The sequence below is a fragment of the Campylobacter concisus genome (genome assembly GCF_003049735.1).
GTDB lineage: Bacteria > Campylobacterota > Campylobacteria > Campylobacterales > Campylobacteraceae > Campylobacter_A > Campylobacter_A concisus_AN.
Genome location: NZ_PIRM01000001.1, coordinates 34,070 through 53,457 on the forward strand (window position 1 = coordinate 34,070; position 19,388 = coordinate 53,457).

Annotated in this window: 20 protein-coding genes; 16 read left to right on the top strand and 4 right to left on the bottom strand. The window is 38.3% G+C overall.

What is annotated here, in order from left to right:
* Nucleotides 1-69: 69 nt before the first annotated feature.
* Nucleotides 70-825: a flagellin gene (locus CVS97_RS00185; RefSeq protein WP_199905974.1), complete on the top strand. Its 756-nt coding sequence runs from the start codon at nucleotides 70-72 to the stop codon at nucleotides 823-825.
* A gap of 283 nt (nucleotides 826-1,108) precedes the next feature.
* On the opposite strand, the gene CVS97_RS00190 is transcribed toward CVS97_RS00185, so the two are convergent.
* On the bottom strand, nucleotides 1,109-1,843 hold the full coding sequence (locus CVS97_RS00190) for a HugZ family heme oxygenase (protein ID WP_180996909.1): 735 nt from the start codon (nucleotides 1,841-1,843) through the stop codon (nucleotides 1,109-1,111).
* Between the two features lie 234 nt (nucleotides 1,844-2,077).
* On the opposite strand from CVS97_RS00190, the gene CVS97_RS00195 reads away from it, so the two are divergent.
* The 5 genes from CVS97_RS00195 to CVS97_RS00215 are packed head-to-tail and all read left to right on the top strand — an operon-like array spanning nucleotide 2,078 to nucleotide 6,393.
* Nucleotides 2,078-3,061: a FecCD family ABC transporter permease gene (locus tag CVS97_RS00195; protein ID WP_087577710.1), complete on the top strand. Its 984-nt coding sequence runs from the start codon at nucleotides 2,078-2,080 to the stop codon at nucleotides 3,059-3,061.
* The gene (locus CVS97_RS00200) at nucleotides 3,058-3,825 is read left to right on the top strand and encodes an ABC transporter ATP-binding protein (protein ID WP_107784667.1); all 768 of its coding nucleotides are present in this window, start codon (nucleotides 3,058-3,060) and stop codon (nucleotides 3,823-3,825) included. Before CVS97_RS00195 ends, CVS97_RS00200 begins: the two co-directional genes overlap by 4 nt.
* Nucleotides 3,826-3,844: 19 nt before the next feature.
* Nucleotides 3,845-4,654: an ABC transporter substrate-binding protein gene (locus CVS97_RS00205; protein WP_107784668.1), complete on the top strand. Its 810-nt coding sequence runs from the start codon at nucleotides 3,845-3,847 to the stop codon at nucleotides 4,652-4,654.
* Between the two features lie 6 nt (nucleotides 4,655-4,660).
* A complete protein-coding gene (locus CVS97_RS00210) occupies nucleotides 4,661-5,878 on the top strand; it encodes a radical SAM protein (protein WP_107784669.1) in 1,218 nt (405 codons plus the stop codon).
* Nucleotides 5,875-6,393: a flavodoxin family protein gene (locus CVS97_RS00215; RefSeq protein ID WP_107784670.1), complete on the top strand. Its 519-nt coding sequence runs from the start codon at nucleotides 5,875-5,877 to the stop codon at nucleotides 6,391-6,393. The genes CVS97_RS00210 and CVS97_RS00215 overlap by 4 nt, the downstream gene beginning before the upstream one ends.
* 290 nt (nucleotides 6,394-6,683) lie before the next feature.
* Here CVS97_RS00215 and rpoD read toward each other — a convergent pair whose 3' ends face one another.
* Both rpoD and CVS97_RS00225 read right to left on the bottom strand, forming a co-directional pair.
* Complete coding sequence (rpoD, locus tag CVS97_RS00220) at nucleotides 6,684-8,540, bottom strand: RNA polymerase sigma factor RpoD (protein WP_021091519.1); 1,857 nt, start codon at nucleotides 8,538-8,540, stop codon at nucleotides 6,684-6,686.
* Nucleotides 8,541-8,692: 152 nt separating this feature from the next.
* Entirely contained in the window at nucleotides 8,693-11,632 is a 2,940-nt protein-coding gene (locus CVS97_RS00225) for a TonB-dependent receptor domain-containing protein (protein ID WP_107784671.1), read from the bottom strand.
* A 189-nt stretch (nucleotides 11,633-11,821) separates the two neighbouring features.
* On the opposite strand from CVS97_RS00225, the gene CVS97_RS00230 reads away from it, so the two are divergent.
* Both CVS97_RS00230 and flgG read left to right on the top strand, forming a co-directional pair.
* The gene (locus tag CVS97_RS00230) at nucleotides 11,822-12,631 is read left to right on the top strand and encodes a flagellar hook-basal body protein (protein ID WP_107784672.1); all 810 of its coding nucleotides are present in this window, start codon (nucleotides 11,822-11,824) and stop codon (nucleotides 12,629-12,631) included.
* 15 nt (nucleotides 12,632-12,646) lie between these two features.
* Nucleotides 12,647-13,435 (top strand): flagellar basal-body rod protein FlgG, encoded by a 789-nt coding sequence (flgG, locus tag CVS97_RS00235; protein ID WP_021091447.1) that lies wholly within the window; start codon nucleotides 12,647-12,649, stop codon nucleotides 13,433-13,435.
* Nucleotides 13,436-13,620: 185 nt separating this feature from the next.
* Here the strand turns inward: flgG and CVS97_RS00245 are convergent, their stop codons facing one another.
* Complete coding sequence (locus CVS97_RS00245) at nucleotides 13,621-14,067, bottom strand: tetratricopeptide repeat protein (RefSeq protein WP_107784673.1); 447 nt, start codon at nucleotides 14,065-14,067, stop codon at nucleotides 13,621-13,623.
* 103 nt (nucleotides 14,068-14,170) lie between these two features.
* Here CVS97_RS00245 and CVS97_RS00250 point away from each other — a divergent pair, with 103 nt between their 5' ends.
* The 8 genes from CVS97_RS00250 to CVS97_RS00280 all read left to right on the top strand — a co-directional run bounded on the left by CVS97_RS00250 (nucleotide 14,171) and on the right by CVS97_RS00280 (nucleotide 19,283).
* Nucleotides 14,171-14,833: an AzlC family ABC transporter permease gene (locus CVS97_RS00250; RefSeq protein ID WP_107784674.1), complete on the top strand. Its 663-nt coding sequence runs from the start codon at nucleotides 14,171-14,173 to the stop codon at nucleotides 14,831-14,833.
* On the top strand, nucleotides 14,830-15,165 hold the full coding sequence (locus CVS97_RS00255) for a branched-chain amino acid transporter permease (protein ID WP_107784675.1): 336 nt from the start codon (nucleotides 14,830-14,832) through the stop codon (nucleotides 15,163-15,165). The genes CVS97_RS00250 and CVS97_RS00255 overlap by 4 nt, the downstream gene beginning before the upstream one ends.
* Before the next feature lie 115 nt (nucleotides 15,166-15,280).
* Nucleotides 15,281-16,297, top strand: coding sequence for a type II asparaginase (locus CVS97_RS00260; protein WP_413784179.1), 1,017 nt, complete (start codon nucleotides 15,281-15,283; stop codon nucleotides 16,295-16,297).
* Between the two features lie 108 nt (nucleotides 16,298-16,405).
* Nucleotides 16,406-16,798: a LysE family translocator gene (locus CVS97_RS09495; protein WP_265094254.1), complete on the top strand. Its 393-nt coding sequence runs from the start codon at nucleotides 16,406-16,408 to the stop codon at nucleotides 16,796-16,798.
* Nucleotides 16,713-16,991, top strand: coding sequence for a LysE family translocator (locus CVS97_RS09500; protein ID WP_265094255.1), 279 nt, complete (start codon nucleotides 16,713-16,715; stop codon nucleotides 16,989-16,991). Before CVS97_RS09495 ends, CVS97_RS09500 begins: the two co-directional genes overlap by 86 nt.
* A gap of 74 nt (nucleotides 16,992-17,065) precedes the next feature.
* Nucleotides 17,066-17,425 (top strand): DsrE/DsrF/TusD sulfur relay family protein, encoded by a 360-nt coding sequence (locus tag CVS97_RS00270; RefSeq protein ID WP_072594648.1) that lies wholly within the window; start codon nucleotides 17,066-17,068, stop codon nucleotides 17,423-17,425.
* 19 nt (nucleotides 17,426-17,444) lie between these two features.
* On the top strand, nucleotides 17,445-18,341 hold the full coding sequence (locus CVS97_RS00275; RefSeq protein WP_107784677.1) for a DUF4299 family protein: 897 nt from the start codon (nucleotides 17,445-17,447) through the stop codon (nucleotides 18,339-18,341).
* Nucleotides 18,342-18,527: 186 nt separating this feature from the next.
* Complete coding sequence (locus tag CVS97_RS00280; protein ID WP_234401415.1) at nucleotides 18,528-19,283, top strand: hypothetical protein; 756 nt, start codon at nucleotides 18,528-18,530, stop codon at nucleotides 19,281-19,283.
* The last annotated feature ends 105 nt before the right edge of the window (nucleotides 19,284-19,388 follow it).

Here is a 19,388-nt window from a genome sequence, read left to right on the forward strand (position 1 = left end):
ATAGAGATTTTGCAACTTTTTATAGAATTTATAGTAGAATCCATAGCGAATTATTAAAAAGGAGTTGTTATGAAGTTAGGAACTTATACTGCAAACCAGGCTTCAGGAAACTATTATTTAGATCAAGCAAAAAATAGCGAAAAGAAAGCGCTAAATGCTATCTCTGCAAACAGCGAGATCAAAGCTTCAGGTGCAAATTTACAAATCGCAGAGAGTTTGCTTTCACAAACAAATGTCTTGAACGAAGGTTTGGCAAATGCAAACGATATGATCGGTATGCTTCAAATCGCTGACTCAACGCTTTTAAATTTAAGTAAAAGCACAGATAGAATAGGCGAACTTTCAAGTAAGCTTACAAATCCTGCTCTCTCAGCAAATGAGCAAAAAGGCATAAAGGGCGAAATCAACGCACTAAGAAATGCTATGAATGATAGCGTAAAAGAGGCTAAATTTAACGGTAAAAACGTATTTGATGCTGAGCTTGGATTTTTCACAGGTGAGAGCACAAAAAATATAAATTTGGGCACAAATGCTCTTTTAGATGTAAAAGATGATGGATCAAATACAGGTGAAATTTTAAAAAATATAAATTCACTTCGCTCAGAGATCGGATCAACACAAAATGCTGTATTTAGAGGTATAAATGCTCTAGCCGCAAGAAGCGTGGCAAATGCTAATAGTGTAGAGAACCTTGATAGTAGTGATATCACAAAGAGCTTGGAAGAAAATTTACAAGCAAATTTAAAGCTACATGCTGCGAGCTTAGCTAAAGCTCATGATACTACGAGTTTGGCTGCAAAACTAGATAAACTTCTAGCTGAATAAATTTTTACCGGTCTTGCGCCGGTAAATTCTTTTTTAGTTTCTAATAAATTTTTTATAATGATCCTATCTTGTTTGGATGAAATATGTTTATAGTTTAGATTATAGGTATAGGCATATTGAGGAATTTCGATGCTAGATTTTCTCGAGTTCGGGCAAACCTAAACCATTTTTATGATAACAAGCAAAAATATTACTATTTATATCATTTAAATTTTTATAGTAAGACTAAAAAGAAATTTTAAGAGGTATAAATTTGTAAGACCAAATGGTCTTACAAAAGTAATTATTTTTTAGTGTGAGGGTTGTTTACTCTGCCACTATCGACAACTTGGAGTCCTACTGTGTCATATGCTGCGCCAAAGCCTTTTACATATCTACCTTTTGTTGGGGTGAGTTTTACTATATAGAAGTCTTTCATCTCTTTAATAAATGCAAGTGCTGATTCATTTGCAAAGGCACTCTCAAATTTTGATATAAATTCATCTCTTGCGCTGTCGCTCATAAACTCAGCTTTAGCTTCAAAGCTTACTCTTACACGAGCAAATAGACTTTTTGCGTCTTTTTCATCCTGAATAAAAAGGAGTGAAATTTTATCCGGGTTTTGTTTTATTGAGTGGTAGTGATCTGCTACTGATGATATACAGATATAAAACTCATCGTTTTCTTTTATGAAAGGTGAATACGACGAAACCGCTTGTCCGTCAAGAATGCTTGAGATCACAACAGTCTTAAAGCTATTTATAAATTTCATCATTCCACCTTGCACACTAGAGCTGTTTGTGTCACCCTTGATGCTCATATAAAGCTCGATGATCGACTCTCTAAAACCATCTCCGCCTGCTTTGCTTAAAAATGGTACAAATGTTTTTGCCTGATCACATGTTATTTCCATGCCATCTTCGTTTATATCGGTCATTTTGACATTTGTAGGCTCAGCTACACCGCTAAATTTCTTACAAAACTCGATCACTATATCCAAATGATCCTTATTCATGTGGTTTAATGCTCTTTGTTTCAAAACTGTTCTCCTTATAAAAATAAAATTAAAAATCGCAAAATCATACTAAAGAAAACTTAAAATTGATTAAAATTATCATTAATATTTTTAAAGCGAGAATTAAGCTTATTTTTTTAAAATTACGAGTTAAAAATAATATTTTAGAAAATTTATATCTTTTATTTAAAAATTATATTTTCTGCTTATTTTTATGCTTTTTTGTTGTCTTTAGCCATTTGTATTAAAAGGAAATTTATGCAGGGTAGTACCAAACTTGCCGTTTTGCTTATTGTGCTCATTGTTTTGCTCTCTTTTATCTCGCTTAGTATAGGCGGTTCTGATATAAGCATGAGTGAGATTTTAAATTTTATATTTAATAACAAAATAGACGAGATGAAAGAGACCATCTTGTTTGATATTAGACTACCAAGACTTGTAATGGCTCTGCTTATAGGTATGCTTTTGGCTAGCTCGGGTGTTGTAACGCAAAGCGTCTTTTTAAATCCGCTTGCAGACCCATATATCATCGGTATAGCCGCATCTGCGACATTTGGAGCAGTAGTAGCATATCTTCTTGGCTTATCTGAAATTTATTATGGTATCTTTGCTTTTTTGTCTTCTAGTTTGCTTACCCTTGCTATTTTTGGAGTTTACAACCGTAGTCGCTCTATTGCTACACTTCTTATAATTGGTATCGCTTTTTCATCATTTCTAGGGGCATTTACGAGTTTTGCGACATATCTTATTGGCGAGGATAGTTTTAAGATAGTGGCATGGATGATGGGTTATTTAGGTTCTGCTTCATGGCAAAAGGTCGGTATCATCGCTGTTCCACTTATCTTTTGTATGATATATTTTTATCTAAAACGCTTTGAGTTAACGATACTTTTAAGCGGGGAAGACGAGGCAAAAAGTCTTGGTATAGATGTCGATGCACTTAAAAAGCGTCTACTTGTTATAGCTTCGCTCACGGTCGCTTTTTCAGTCGCATTTACCGGTATGATAGGCTTTGTTGGGCTTATCATTCCACACTCTTTTAGAATGCTTTTAAATACTTCAAACAACGCTATTTTGTTACCACTTTCTACTCTTGGAGGAGGAGCGTTTTTGCTAGCTTGTGACGTGGTGGGAAAGAGTGTTTTAAGTCCGGTTGAAGTGCCAGTTGGCGTTATTAGTGCGTTTTTTGGAGCGCCATTTTTTCTATTTTTAGCACTTTATCTAAAAAGGAGTGTGCATTGAGCGTAGAAGTGTCAAACTTAAGCTTTTCATATGCGCAAACAAGTGTGCTAAAAAATATAAGCTTTACTGCTAAAAGTGGAAAATTTATAGGTCTTTTGGGCTCTAATGGATGTGGCAAATCAACACTTTTAAAATGTATCTTAAATTTGCTTTCTCCAAGCGCTGGAAGTGTCAAAATTTTAGAAAAAGATGTACAAAGCTATAGCACAAAGGAGCTTGCGAGAACGACTAGTTTTGTACCTCAAAAAAGCGCACTTACGATGCCATTAAGCGTTTTTGAGCTTGTTTTGATGGGTAGATATGCTCATCTAAAAAGCTCTTTTAGTGGTTATAGCTCTCATGATATTGCACTAGTTGATGAGGCTTTGCATACTTTTGGGCTGGCTAAATTTAAAGACCGAGTGGCAAACTCACTAAGTGGTGGCGAATTTGCTAGAGCTTTGCTTGCTCGTGCAATAGTTAGCGAGCCTAAAGTTTTACTTCTTGATGAGCCTACATCAGCCCTTGATCTAAGCCATGCTATAGAGATGTTAAAGCTTTGCTCGCGTCTTATTCGTGAGCTAAATTTAGTCACTATAGCTGTGCTTCATGATCTAAATTTAGCCTCACTGATATGTGATGAAATTTTAATGCTAAAAGGTGGTGTGATAGCTCACAAAGGGAGTGTCAGAGAGCTTTATAATCCAGAAATTTTAGATGAAATTTACGGTCTTAAGGCAGATATCATATATAAAAATGATATGCCATTTGTTTTACCAAAATGATAATTTTAAAGGAGATTTCATGAAAAAATTATTTTTAGTTTTTGCTTTTTTGCTTGGTTTTGGCGGTGTTAGCCTAAGTGCTAAAAATATCGTTGTGCTCGATCCTGCAGTGGTTGAGATGATGTATATGTTAGAGGCTGAAGATCAGATCGCAGCTATTTCTACTCTTGAGTTTGGCAAGATTTGGCCTGAGGATAAGACTGAAAAGCTAAAGAGCGTTGGCACTTATACAAAGCCAAATTTAGAGCGTATAGTCGAGCTAAAGCCTGATCTTGTAGTTACTAGCTTTCACTCTGATGGTGTAAACGCCGACCTTGCTAAATTTGGCATAAAGACACTTACGATGCAGGCAAATAGTGTAGATGATATTTGCAAAAATATAGAAAAAATGGGCGATATCACGGGAAAAAAAGAGCGTGCCAGCGAGCTTGTGGCTAAGATAAAGCAGGATTTTTTAAAATTTCAAAACTCAAATTTAAGCGGTAAGAAAATTTTAGGCGTTTATGCAGCTACCCCACTAGTTGCTTTTAACGATGCTAGTTTACCTGGTGATATGTTTGCTAAATTTGGTATGAAAAACGTAGCAGGTGGCCTAGCTGGAGCGATGCCGATCGTTCAAAGTGAATTTATCCTAGCGCAAAATCCAGACTTCATAATAGTTGTAGGCATGAAAGATGGCAGTGATTTTTTATCGCAAAATCCAGTGCTAAAAGCAACTAGTGCAGCCAAGAACTCTAAAATTTTAAACGTCCCATCAAGTCTTGTCTTGCGCGGTACGCCTCGCATAAATGAGGCCGCAAATGAGCTATTTAACATGCTTAATAAGTGAGTATAAATGTTTAACAAACGTATAAAAGGTCATAGCGTAGCTCCTTCAAAAAGACCTGATATGGTGAGTGAAGATGAGCTATGGGAATTTTTAGAGAGTGCACCAGATGAAAATGAAGGAGTGATCTACATTCATGTGCCGTTTTGTGATAACATCTGCTCGTTTTGCTCGATGAATAGGACAAAGCTTGAGGATGAGCTTGATGAGTATATAAAATTTCTACTAAGCGAGATAGAAAAATACTCCGCCACGAACTACTTAAAAAGCAAGAAAATAGGTAGTGTATATTTTGGTGGCGGCACCCCAACGATATTAAAAGAGAGACACTTAGAGCAAGTGATAAACGCACTTAAGGGTAGTTTCAACATCCTGCCTGAGTGCGAATTTAGCTTAGAAAGTACGCTTCATAACCTAAATATAAGCAAGCTTCGCCTTTTAAACGAGCTTGGCGTAAATCGATACAGTATCGGCGTGCAAACATTTAGTGAGGCTGGCAGAAAGCTGCTAAATCGCACACATAGTTCAGATGGAGCCGTAAAACATCTACGTGATCTGCGTGAGAAATTTAGTGGAATGCTTTGTGTTGATATTATATATAACTATCCTAATGAAAGCATAGATGAGGTGGTAAGAGATGCTAAGCTAGTGCGTGAGCTTGGCATTGACAGTGCGAGTTTTTATTCGCTTCAGTTTTTAGATGGCTCGGTACTTAGTAAGACCATAAGCGAGGATTACTATGACGTAGAAGTCGATAAGAGCTTGCACCACGCATTTTTAGACGAAATTTTAAGTCAAGGCGACTATGAAATTTTAGAGTATACAAAGGTGGCCAAAAAGGGTAGGGACCAATATAAATATATAAGACTATCTCACACGGGCGCTGATGTCTTGCCTCTTGGAAAAGGCGCTGGCGGTAGGCTAGGGGAGTTTGGTATCTATAACATGAGTCAAAAGATGAAAGTTATGGGTCGCATGACTGCTAGGCAGATGGAGTTTGATAGATTTGTAAATCTTTTTCAGTATCCACAAATAAGCCTTGAGCATGTTTTTAAATTTGTGAGCCAGACGTGTGCCAATGAGCTTATGGATCTTTTTAAAAAATGTGAGGAAAGTGGATATCTAAAAATCGAAAACGACTCTTTAAATTTTACAAAAGATGGCGTATTTTGGGGAAATTCTATCGCAAATGCAGTGATGGAAATTTCTAAGAAGGAGTTTTTATGAAAAGTATTGTGGTATATACATCAAAAAGTGGAAATACAAAAAAGATAGCAGAGGCTATTGCTGGTGAGCTTGGCTGTGAGGCGATAAATTTTGCCAATGCGGGCGAGATAAATTTGAGTGAGTTTGATTTTATCGCGCTTGGATACTATATAGATCAGGGCTCACCGGAGAAGGAATTTAAAAAATTTATCTCTCAAAGTGTAAAAAATAAAAAAGTAGGCTTTTTTATAACCCTTGGTGCTGATGTGCCAAGTGCGCATGCCACGCAGGCTATAGATCAAGGCAAAGAGCTATTTATGCAAAATGGCAATGAAATTTTGCGCACGTTTATCTGTCAAGGTGCGATTGCCACTGAAGTAATAGAGCAACTAAAAAAACTTGGTAAAGCTATGCCTGATGATCCGAGATTTGCTCTAACGCCTGAGCGACTAGAGCGATGGGAGCGAGCCAAAACGCACCCAGATGAGACTGATGTGAAAGCCGCAAAGGAAGCATTTAGAGGGGTTAAAATTTAAACTCATTTTGTGCCTATTTTTGCTCTAAAATTTTTAATGATCCTGTAAATTTTTATTTTCATTAGTGAGTGTGATGTGATTATGAGATGATAATCCATTCTCGCTAGTGAATAGAAAGCTAAAATTTACTACAACAATATGCTTTAAAAGTCAACTAGCTTTGTAGATTTTAGCTTTGTTGCTTTTGCAACTAAAATTTATGTGGGAGATATTTGCTTTAATGTGAGTATAAAATTTTGATTTTAGCTTCTAGCTCAAATTTGTGGGAAATTTGAGCTAGATTAAGGCTTTTAGCCTTCGATGTAGTTTTTGAGTTTTCTACCAACTTTTGGGTGTTTTAGTTTTTTGATAGCTGAGCTTTCTATCTGGCGAACACGCTCGCGAGTGACATTTAGAGCCTTACCGATCTCTTCAAGTGTGCGGTCGCTCTCATCCTCAAGCAAGCCAAATCTCATCGAAATAACTGCTTTTTCGCGCTCATTTAGCTGTGAAAGCACATCGTCGATCTGCTCTCTAAGGTCACTTTTTAAAATTTGCTCTATCGGAGAAAGTGAGCTTTTATCCTCGACAAAATCTCCAAATTTTCCATCCTCTTCGTTTGCGATCGGAGCTTCGAGGCTGATAGGCTCTTTTGTTATTTTGATGACTTGCTTTACCTTATCAACGCTTAGCCCAACCTCTTTTGCGATAACACTTACATCAGGCTCTTTTCCCTCTTCTTGGAGGTATTTGCGGTTTATTTTATTGATACGATTTATCGTCTCTATCATATGGATAGGTATCCTAATCGTCCTTGCCTGATCGGCGATCGCACGCGAGATAGCCTGGCGGATCCACCATGTGGCGTAGGTTGAAAATTTATAACCTTTTCTGTATTCAAATTTATCAACCGCTTTCATAAGGCCGATGTTGCCCTCTTGGATGAGATCTAAAAATGGTAAGCCCCTGTTTGTATAGCGTTTTGCGATACTTACAACTAGACGGAGGTTTGACTTAGCCATTCTAGCTTTTGCCTCGTCAGAAATTTTCTTACCACGTTTGATCTGCTCTAGAATTTCTTTTAGCCTTGTTGGCTCAAGATCAAAACCTTGCTTGCTCGCCTCTTTTGTAGTAAATAGCTTTTTGATCTCGACATAAGTTGATACCATTGTGGCTTCTGGCACGCGAGCTGCGATCTCCTCCTTGCTAAGCTTGATGATATCTTTTAGTATGCTTTTGTGATTTTTTTTAAGCTCGTCGCTAAACATTGGTAAGCGATACTCCAAGCGTTTTAGCTCTCTATCAAATTCATCGTCGCTTTTTAGCGCTGTCTCCATTGATTTTACGATCTCGCTAATTAACTTGCTTGTTGGGCCAAGATCCATTAGCTTCTCTTTTAAAATTTTCTTTTTAAATGCAAGAGTCATCTTTGAAGCCGTATCGTCGCTCTCAACTTTATCTTGTTTGTTTGCGGTCTTTAGCCACTCTTTTTTTGCCTTTTCGAGGGCCTTAAAACTCTCTATAACTTTTTCAGCACGTTTATCGTTTTTGGCTGATTTTTTAGGAGCTTCATTTTCTTCGTTCTCTTCATCTTCTTCATCTATATCGTCTTCGCTATCTTCATTCTCTTCGTTTTCACTCTCATCCTCAAAGCTCTTAAAAAGCTCTTTTACACGGCGTTCTCTATTGATGAGCGGCTCTTTATAGTCAAGTATGAAGTCAATCAAAAATGGCACAGAACAAAATGCGTCAATAATGATATCTTCGCCAAGCTCGATTCTTTTGCTGATCTCTACCTCTTCATCTTTTGTAAGAAGCGCGATCTGACCCATCTCTCTTAGATACATCCTCACTGGACTATCAGATCTTGACCACTCTAAAAGGTCGCTCTCGCCAGAAAGATCGAGATCCTCGTCGATATCTTGATCACTTTTTTGAGCATTTTCTTGGCGTTTTTTAGCATCGGCTAAATTTCTAAGCTTTGCAGCTTCAGCAGATGTGATGAGCTGGACTTTATTTGTTTTTGCTAGTTGTTCTATCTTTTTTACTATCGTAGCAGTCGGAGCTTTGTCTAATAATTTTACTAATTTTTCGTATGTCAAAAAGCCTTTTGCATTTTCAGCGAAAAGCTCTTCTATCTGAGAAAAAGAGTCTTTTGCGGCGCTCATAAATTTCCTTTCAAATCGTGTAATTGTGATTTAAGTATTGTTTAAAAGAAAGTGGATTATACCCAAATTTTTTAAAAAGTGCATCAAAACAGTGAAATTTTATCTATACAAAGCTACCGCAAAAGTCTAAAATTGCGGTAGCTATAAAATTATTAAAACGTCATTTCAAATGTTAGCTTGAAATTTCTACCAGGTGAGTAAAATCTAGCAAGGCCCCTGCCAGTTTCTTTATTTACCATATTATTTGTGCCAAAAGTCCTTATACTTCTTGCACTATCCCAGCTTGTGTATTTTTTATCTGTTATGTTATACACACCTGCTGTAAATGTGAAATTTTTCATCGGTCTGTAAAATGCTACAAAATCAAATAGACTGTATGTATTACTGACATATCTAACATACGTATTTTTTGCATCTGGATCGTCTTTGGCATAGATATTGTAAGTATCTTCTGGACGTTTTGCTTTTACGTGTGTCATATATAGATTTGCTCCAAATTTATTATTTTTGGTGTGATATCCGACGTTATAGACAAATTTTGCTGGCTGAATGGCATTCATTGGAGCGTCTAGCTTGCCGCTCTCATCTACTGACATTCTACCTTTTTGATATAGGTATTTATAGCCGACATTAAAGCCACTTAGTCCACTATAAACTTGCTCTAGGTCTAGATTTGCACTTAGCTCAACACCTCTTACGCGAGCCTTTGCTCTATTTACGTTTTGATATTTTTCTACTGGCATTCTACTACCGGCGTTACCGTATGTTAGCGTACCACGACCGATGTACTTTAGATCGATGAAATTTTTATAGTCAGTTTGAAAGAGATTTATCGTAAAAAAGCTAGGCGAGTTATGAAGAGTTACAGCAAATTCTTTTGTTTTTGCGATCTCAGGCTGAAGGGCTAAATTTGGAAATATCGTAAAATCAGGATGCTGAAAAGTAAAATAAATTTCATCAGATGTTGGAGCTCTAAAGCCATTTGCGTATTTTGCCTGAAGTCTTATGTGTTCAAATGGGTCAAAATTTGTCGCAAGTGAATACGAATGGTGTGTAAAATCTCTCTTTTGACTTGCTAGATATAGTGCATTTTCTTCAGCGTTTTTGGTTTTTATCCTTTTTGCTTCTTCTGGGCTAGTACCAGGTGGTATGGTAAAAGGTATAAAAACACCAGCAAAAAGATCAGTTGGTAACTTTGGTGTTTTGCCTGGTATGTAGCTTGGATTGTGTGTTATTTTGTCAAATCTATAGTTTAAATCAACGCTTAAAATTTCAGTCAAAGATATATCATCACCTAGATAAAATGCCTTTGTCTTCGTCTCAACAGGTATCAAAAAGCTAAATTTATCATCCTCATGTCTACAAAGCGTACTGTACTCATTTCCGCCGTGAGGCATACATTTGTCTGGTTGCCAGTTTTGAGATAAGCCTGTGCCTTTGTTTGCCATGCCAAAGAAATATTTCGCCCACCATGCCTTATTATACGCCTCATAGCCTTGCCTATTTACCATGCTTTTATCTGTTTGATTATAAAGCCCACCGTATTTTAAGGCGTGATCCATTTTAAATAGACTAAATTCCTTTGTTGCATCTAAATTTAGCTGTTTTGTATCTGTATTTAGATCCCTGTCTTTCCAGTTATTTTCAATGTATCCTGGAGCTCTTGGCAAAAGTAGTTCCTCAAATCTATTTTTTGGAGTAAGTTCTGCATATTTTCCATTGCCATCTGGCATATTTTGTGGAGTTAGATCGTAGGTTTCATATTTTTTAGTTGTTTTATTAAAAAGTGTTAAAGGTTTGGAACAATCATACTGGTTGCAATCAACAAGAAGTTTATCTACTCCACGATGTGTTCTTCCATAGAATGTTTCGTCTACTTCGTTTCCATGACTATCAAACACGATATCTTGAGGAAAAGTGAAGCCAGCTCCAGGCCAAGGCTCTTTTTCTACTTGTCTCATTTCTAAGTCACCACCATATTTATCTACCAGTTTACCTTCGTTATTTAACTTTAATCCTGATGGATTTAGCAGGCCCTGACAGTCGTTTTTATCGCAGTACTCATCAGTCCTTGCTTTTAGCTGGATCTTTTGTTTTGAGTAGGTTAGCTTCATGCTATCCCAAAGTGGATTTTCATCGTAGTTTTCGTATGTGTAAAAGATATTTTCGCGCTTATTTTTGTCATTTACGTGCCTTGTGTCGGTGCTATAGACTATGTCATTTGTATTACCACTTTGAAAAAGAGCAAATTTATACGACCAGTCAGTTCCCATTGTCTCTTTTGTGCTTCTGTCGATACCCACACTAAAGCGGTTTGTCTCATTAAAATTTACACCAAATTTAAATAGTCTACTGTCTGTTCTAATGGTGTAAGGATCTGGCTTTTCTCTCTCTTTGCCTAGTACGCTATCATCGTATGTTTTGTATCCCCAGTTTTTCATCTCATGACCATCTCTTTTTGTAGTGATAAAGAGTATGTCAAACCATTTTGCCCTCGCAGCCATCGTATGAGAAAATAGTTTTTCATCGTTGGCTGATGATTTTTGTGCTTTAAAGCCGTAAAACCAGTCTTTTTCTGTAAGATAGTCTCTGGCATCTTTTGTTTCAAACATTACAGAGCCACCAAGTGCACCTGAGCCGGTTTTTATACTATCTGCTCCTTTTGTGATATTAACTTGCTGGATGTTTTCTATCTCTACGCCATTTCTTGTATTGTTAAAATTTCCATATCCTTCAAAGAGATCCTTAAATCCCTGTGATGAAAGTGTTTCAGCTTGATTAAGTCCATCGATACTGATAGCTACGCGGTTTTCATCAACACCTCTTATAGCATATCCGCTAGAACCAAAGCGACCAGTCTCAACTACGCTGACACCAGTGTCATAGCGCACCATATCTCTAGTATCGCTTACTTGTTGTTTAGTAAGCTCACTTGCTGTCTTTTTTACTTCACTAATCTTTTTATTTTTTACATTTTCTTCTTCCGCCGTTACCTCTACTCCGCCAAGTTCAACTTCTTTTATATTCTCACTTTCTTGGGCCAACAAATTTAAGCCAGCACAAAGCAAAACAACTAGTGAAGTCTTTTTCATAATAATATGTATCCTTTTTTGTATTTTTATTGTTTTTAATAGTCATTATCTATATTGAAGTCGCGAATCTTAACATTAAATAAATAAATTATTTATTAAACTTTATGAAATATTTAATAATTAAAAAATTAAAATTTTGGAACAGCTATTGCTTTAGAATCATGACAATAATGAATTTTAGGAAATTGTATGCAAAATGGTTATTATCAAGCCACTGCTGGCATGGTAACGCAGTTTAACAGACTAAATGTCATCTCAAACAACCTTGCAAACGTAAATACGATCGGCTACAAGCGAAACGATGTGGTCATCGGTGACTTTGCAAGAATTTTTAAAGAGACACAAGATGAGCTCCCGCTTAAAAATCACACAAAAGATGGAGCTAAATTTTTAAATAGAACGCTTGATCGTGTACCTCAAGTGAGCGAAGAGTATACCGACTTTAGTGCTGGTGGTTTTAAGTACAGCTCAAACACGCTTGACTTTGCGATAAAAAGAGATGACGCATTTTTCTTAGTTGATACTCCAAATGGCGTAAAACTTAGTAAAAATGGCTCTTTTAGCCTTGATGGCGACGGCTACATCGTCACAAAAGAGGGTTACAAGGTGTTACCAAGTGGTTACGAGGCACAAAATCCAGGTCAAAGAGGTATCCAAGTACCACAAGGAGAGGTACTAACTGTTGATAAAAATGGAAATTTATACTCAAATAACAATCAATTTTCTAAATTTTTTATCGCCCAACCAAGGGAAATAAGAGACCTTAAAAAGGTCGGAGATAATCTCTTTGAGAGTAGAAATTTTGATGACATCACAGAGCTTGAAGAAGCTGATAGCGTGATGCAAGGATATGCCCAGATGTCAAACGTAAATCCAGTTTTAGAAATGGTGGGTCTAATAGAAACCCAGCGCTTAGTTGATATGTATCAAAAGGTTATGACAAGCCACATGAACGATCTTAACCAAGATGCTGTTCAAAAACTAGCCCTAAAAGCTTAATAAAAGGATAAAACTATGATGAGATCACTTTACACTGCGGCCACTGGTATGATAGCTCAGCAGACGCAGATAGACGTAACCTCACACAACATTGCAAATGTAAATACTTATGGATACAAGAAAAATAGGGCTGAATTTGCTGATCTTATGTATCAAGTCATGGAGTATGCAGGAACGGCTACAAGCCAGACTACCACAAGCCCAACAGGCATCGAAGTGGGTCTTGGTGTACGCCCAACAGCGATAAATAAAATTTTCTCTCAGGGCTATTTTAAAGAGACCAGCAACAACCTAGATATGGTAATAGCTGGCAATGGATTTTTTCAGATTCAGCTGCCTGATGGCACGACAGCCTATACTAGAAATGGCGCATTTAAGCTTGATGCAAACGGCACGATCGTAAATAGCGATGGCTATCAGCTCATCCCTCAGATCACAGTCCCTGCAAATGCGACGCAAATTTCTATCGGCACAGATGGCACTGTATCAGTACTCCAAGCAGGTGAGAGAGAGATGGCTCAGATAGGTCAGATCGAGCTAGCAAACTTTATAAACCCAGCTGGCCTTCACTCAATGGGCGATAACAACTATCTAGAAACAAGCGCTAGCGGTAATGTTGTAGTAGGCGTGGCAGGACTTGACGGACTTGGTACGATCAGACAAGGATTTGTCGAGATGAGTAACGTCCAGCTGGTCGAAGAGATGACCGATCTTATCACTGGTCAGCGCGCATACGAGGCAAACTCAAAGGCGATAACCACGAGTGACTCGATGCTTGAAATAGTAAATGGGCTTAAAAGGTAGGTAGTATGAACGCGACTCTAGCTATCGTTGGGCTTATACTACTTTCTTTTACGCTTGAGGTATTTTGCTTTTTAAATAAAACATCAAAAGGCAAGGACTCGATAAAATAGACTCATTAATTTGGGCGAAATTAAAATTTGGCACATCTCGTCTAAAATTTCTACTTTTAGGAGCAAGAATGAAAGTTACTGAGAAATTTTTAAGCTACTGCAAGCTTCTTCCAAATCTAGCTCGCAGGCTTTTTTATAGTAGTTTTTTGCTCTATTCTTATCTTTTGGTATACCAGCATCTCCGGTTTCGTAGATAAGTGCAAGAGTGTAGCAAGCAAATGCATTTTTTAGTTCGCAAGCTTTATTATAAAGCTTAAGCCCTTCTTCTTTTTCCTGCGCTAGAGCATCTTTTTGTAGATATATATTTCCTAAAAATAGACAGCTATGTGGATTGCCTAGCTCACAGGCCTTGTTTGCCATAGCTGCCATTTTATCGCGCTCATTTTTGTCAAGGTAGATATATATAAGATCGGTGCAGCTTTCTACGTTATTTAAAGCGCATTCATTTTCAAGCTTGGCGGTATCTAAATTTTTACTCCAAGAAAAAAGAATACAAAATAAAATTAGAATTACCTTTTTCATCTTTTGGTTCCATAAATTTTTATTATTTTATAAAATTAGCTCCATTTTTACTCTAAATTTTTCAAATTTTGCTAACATTTCGGCTTTTTATGAAGGTAAAAATTTGACATTTAACTACGTTTTTAAACTATCCACTCCTGTCTTTATGGGCTATTTTCCGCTTGGTGTCGCCTTTGGGATACTGGCTAAAAGCATGGGTGTTAGCGCCTTTATCGCCGTCGCTCTTAGCACGCTAGCTTACGGCGGCGCAGCGCAGTTTATGATGCTCTCGCTCTTTAGCGTTGGCACGAGCTACGTTGAGGTTTTTATCGTGAGCTATCTGGTAAATTTACGCCATACTTTTTATGGAATTTCACTTTTAAAAGAGTATAGCGGGATCAAATTTAGGCTTTTAAACATCGCTTTGCTAACGGATGAGACCTTTGCGATATTTAAAAATTTAGGGCTAAAAGATGCGAGTGATCGAAGCTTTGTCTTTACTTGGCTAAATATCCTTTCTTGGTCTTACTGGGCGGCTGGAACGCTTCTTGGTGCGATATTTGGCGATCTTATAAAAGCCGATACAAAGGGGCTTGAGTTTAGTTTGACAGCACTTTTTATAGTTATTGTGATTGAAATGTTTAAAAATGATAAAAACTATCGCGTGCTCTTTGCGGCGACATTTTTTGGTGTGCTTGGAGTGAGCCTATTTCCAGCTAAATTTGTGCTTGTTGGCTCAATGGCGCTTTGTTTTATATTTTTGCTTTTGTTCAAGGATAAAATTTGATAAGTGTAAGCTCAAGCGAGATGGTACTTTTTGTAGCGGTGCTTTTAAGTGCTCTAGCTACTTTTATAACGAGGGCAACGCCGTTTTATGTACTGAAAAACTATAAGCCAAACCCTTACTTAGACGCCATTGAGAAGCATATGGGTATGATGATAATGGTCGTTTTGGTCTGCTACGGCTTAAAAGATACGAAATTTAGCGAGTTTCCTTATGGCTTAAGCGAGATAGTAGCAGTTTTTACAGCTATTTTGATGCATTTAAAATTTAAAAATACCCTTCTTAGCATAGTTATTTCAACCGGAATTTATATGTTTTTGATAAGAATTTTTTAAATAAATATAAAATTTGGAAGTTAATAATTTTTTTAAATAAATGGCATTATAATGACTTTGCAAATTTTAATGCAAAGGAGCTAAAATGCGTTTAATCTTTAAGGCGGTGTTACTCATGATTTTAGGTGCTACTTTAGCGGTTGCTAAGCCAACCATCTACATCCTAGCTACTGGTGGAACGATAGCAGGAAGCGGCTCAGGATCGCTTGATTCGAGCTATACTTCTGGAACCGTTACGGTCGATAAACTAATCGCAGCCGTGCCAGATATAAACAAGATCGCTACCATAAAAGGTGAGCAAATTTCAAATATCGGTTCACAAGATATGAACAATGAAGTTTGGCTAAAGCTTGCAAATAGAATCAACGAGCTTCTAAACAGCGGCAAAGCTGATGGTATCGTCGTTACTCACGGCACAGATACTATGGAAGAGACGGCTTACTTTCTAAATTTAGTAGTTAAAAGCGACAAGCCAGTTGTCCTTGTAGGTGCGATGAGAAATAGCGGCTCACTAAGCGCAGACGGCCCACTAAATTTATTTAACGCTGTAAACGTTGCTATTAGCAAAGATAGCGTAGGAAAAGGCGTTGTAGTGACTATGAATGATGAAATTCACGCCGGTAGAGAGGTGACAAAGACCAACACAACAGGCGTTGATACATTTAAATCACCAAATAGCGGCAAAATCGGCACAGTCTTTTATGGCAACGTAAAATACTATATGAATCCGATCAGAAAACACACAGCAAAATCAGCATTTGACCTAGAGGGCGTAAAAGAACTTCCAAGAGTTGATATCATCTACTCTCATGCAAATGATAACCCTGACTTTGTAAAAATAGCTGTTAAAAACGGCGCAAAAGGTATAATTAGCGCTGGTCTTGGCAACGGCAACCCTTACTTTAGCGTGCTAGAGGCTCTTGGCGAGGCTTCAAAAGCTGGCATAGTGGTAGTTCGCGACTCACGTGTAGGAAGCGGCGAAACAACTATGAACGGCGAGGTAGACGACGCAAAATACGGCTTTTTAACAAGCGATAATCTAAACGCTCAAAAAGCCAGAGTGCTTTTAATGCTTGCGCTTACAAAAACAAGCGACAAAGCCAAAATTCAAGAGTATTTTTTGACTCACTAAAAAAGAGGCGGCTTGGTCCGCCTTTTAAATTTAAGCTATAAATTTGATCGCTGGATCAGATCTATAGCTTAAATTTTTATATTTGTTAGCTAAATTTCAAGGCTTTTTATGGACTTCTTACTCTTTTTCGCCACGCTTGCTCCTATCTCGCTAATGCCAGGCATCAACATGACCTATGCGATGAGTATCGGTATGAGCTTTGGCTATAAGCACTCGCTTATTATGATGACCGGACAGCTTCTTTCGCTTGCTTTCGTGGCATTTTGCTGTATGCTTGGCGTGGGCGCGGTGCTTCATCATTTTGCACCCGCATTTAAGGCGCTAAACATCATCGCAGGGCTTTATATGCTCTATCTTGGCGCGATGCTTCTTTTTGGCAAGGGCGAGCTTCTTAAATTTACCAAGCAAAAAGCAGATGTTTATAAACGGCCTCATCGTTTGCTTCACAAATCCAAAGGCATGGATATTTTTCTCGGCTTTACTGCCTACATTTTTGGATAAAGACGATCCCTTTAGTCTAACTCGTATGTGCGCGATCGCGGCAACGCTCGTTTTCATCGAGTTTTGCTCGCTAAATATCTACGCACTCGGCGGAGCTATGCTAAAGAAATTTTTACAAACGCACCTAAGGCTACTTGAAATTTGCACCGCCATTATCGTCTGCACGATCGGAGTACTTTTACTTTTTAGATAAATTTAGCTTCTTTTTATATAGCTTGGCTAAAATTTGCTCGGTTTGCGCTACATTTTTGGCAAAAGGAGAAAAAGATGAAAAAATTTCTATTTATACTTACAAATCAACCATACAACGGTACCGACAATGCTTACAACGCATTAAGGCTAGCTAAAACGCTAAAAGAAAAAGGCGAAGAGGTTAGAATTTTTCTAATGAACGACGCGGTCGATCTTGCGCGAAATAGCACCAAAAAGCCGGAAAACTACGACGTAGATCTAGTAGCGATGTTAAAAGAGCTTTACGCTAGCGGCGCTATGTTAAAGGTTTGCGGTAGCTGCCAAACGAGGTGCGGTTTGCATGCTGGAGAGCCTTATTTCGAGGCTGAGGTGAAAGGCAGCATGGATATCTTGTCCGAGTGGGTTAGGCAGTGCGATCAAGCGATGACGTTTTAGAGTAGGCGAAAGAGAATTTATGAGCGTAACATTTAAGGTAAAAAATAAAAAGAAGCTTTTGGGCAGATATGAAAAGGCGCTAAGCGAGCGTGAAATTTCAGAGTTTATAGATGGATTTTGCTTTTTTAATAGCCAAAACGACGAGCCGAGCGAGCTTTCGCTAAACGAAAACGTGATGATTGCTGGCGTATGGCAAAAGAGCGCTCGTGGCTTTGAGCTAAGCTATGAAGACGGTAAATATATCGTTCGAGTCTGTACTCCAAGCGGCGTTGGCGACTGGCAGACGGCGATTTTGTTTCTTTCTAAAATTTCAGCCAAAACCGGCTCGAAAATAGAGCGCGACAATGAAGAAATTTACGATAGCGAGCAAATTTTAAAATTTGATTATGAAGCCGACATAATGTGGGGACTCGAAGCTCTAAAGGAGGCAAAAGAGAAAAATCAAACGCTTTATATCTCTGGCCTGGAGCGCGACGTGGCGTTTGACGCGGTTATGATAGATGAAATTTTTGCAAGTGCTAGCCCTGCGGCTAAATTTGATGAGATGATGAGACATGTGCAGTATCTTGACGCTTATAGTGCAAGAGAGAATTTATACGAAGATAAAGACGGAAATGAAATTTTTGGCGCGTATACGCTTAGTGAAAATTTACCGACTATCTTGCCTTACGCTCCCTCTCCTTCGTGGCAAGCGCAAGAAGTTCTAGGAGAGAGAAAGGTCTCGCGCTGGATACTTACGCTAGTAGTCGGCGTAGACGATAAGGACGCGCACGTGCTCGGCGAATGCGAATATGGCGCTTTTATGGTAAATCTGCCAAAAGAAAAATATCGCTTCATAGACGCCGCAAATATACTGGTTGAGCCGCTTAGCGAAGAAGAGATGAGAGAAATTTTTAAAAAGGTAAATGAGGCTTAGGCTTAAGTTAATAAACTGCCGAAATGAAAATTCGCCTCAGGCTTGCTTAAAAATTTAAGTCGGTTTTAAGTGTGGATTTAAACTAGTAAAAGCTAGGATTTTACCGGTATTGCCGCTTTTGGGGCTAAATTAGGCGAAATTCAATCTAAAATAATTTATGATTGCTTGGTTTAAAAAAGGATAAAAGTGAAAATTTTAAAAGCTATTTTCGCGGCAGCATCGGCGGTTTGCTATCTAAACTCGGCCGTTTTACCCGAAAGCGACTGGAGCAAAAGAGAGCTAAAAGGCGAGGTTAAGAGCATGACGGCTACGGAGTACGAATACTCAATGGATGGCTCCGGCACGCTAGAAAATACGCGCGTGAAGCGAACGGAATTTAACGAAAACGGCTATATAGTGCAAGAAACCGAGCATATAAACGGTGCGCCGAACAGCTCGGTTTTGTTTGAGTACGGCAAAGACGGGTTAGTGCGCAAAAAATATCAAGATAGCGCCGTTTATCTCTACGAATACGAATTTGACGGCGAAAATTTAGTCGCGACGGCCAAAGAGCAGCATGTGGAGGATAGATTTTACCCCCGCACGGAGAAAATTACCTACGGCAAGGACGGCAAAATGATCGCTCGGGCGGCGTATTCCGGCGGGACGCTAGTGACGGACGATAGCTACGTCTACGACGAAAAGGGCGTTTTAACGCGGATAGAAAATAATATGGAGCCGCGTCACGGCATAGAGATAAGCTTCGAGCGCAAACCAAACGGCGAATACGAAAAAATCACGCAAGCCCCAAACTCAAAATGGGTTTATTACTACGCCGCAAACGGCGACGAGATGGAGTATACGTCGGTAAATTACTTCGGCTCTGAGGCAAAAATCTGGCAAATCTTGCAGTTTAAAGACATAATGAGGGACGAGCGGGGAAATTTGACGCGTAAAACCTAGGTCAAATTTAAGCCCGCGGACAAATACTACGAAAACGGCGACATAACGGAAATCGGCCTATATAAAAAGCTTGAAATCAGCTACGAATACTACTAAAGTGAATTT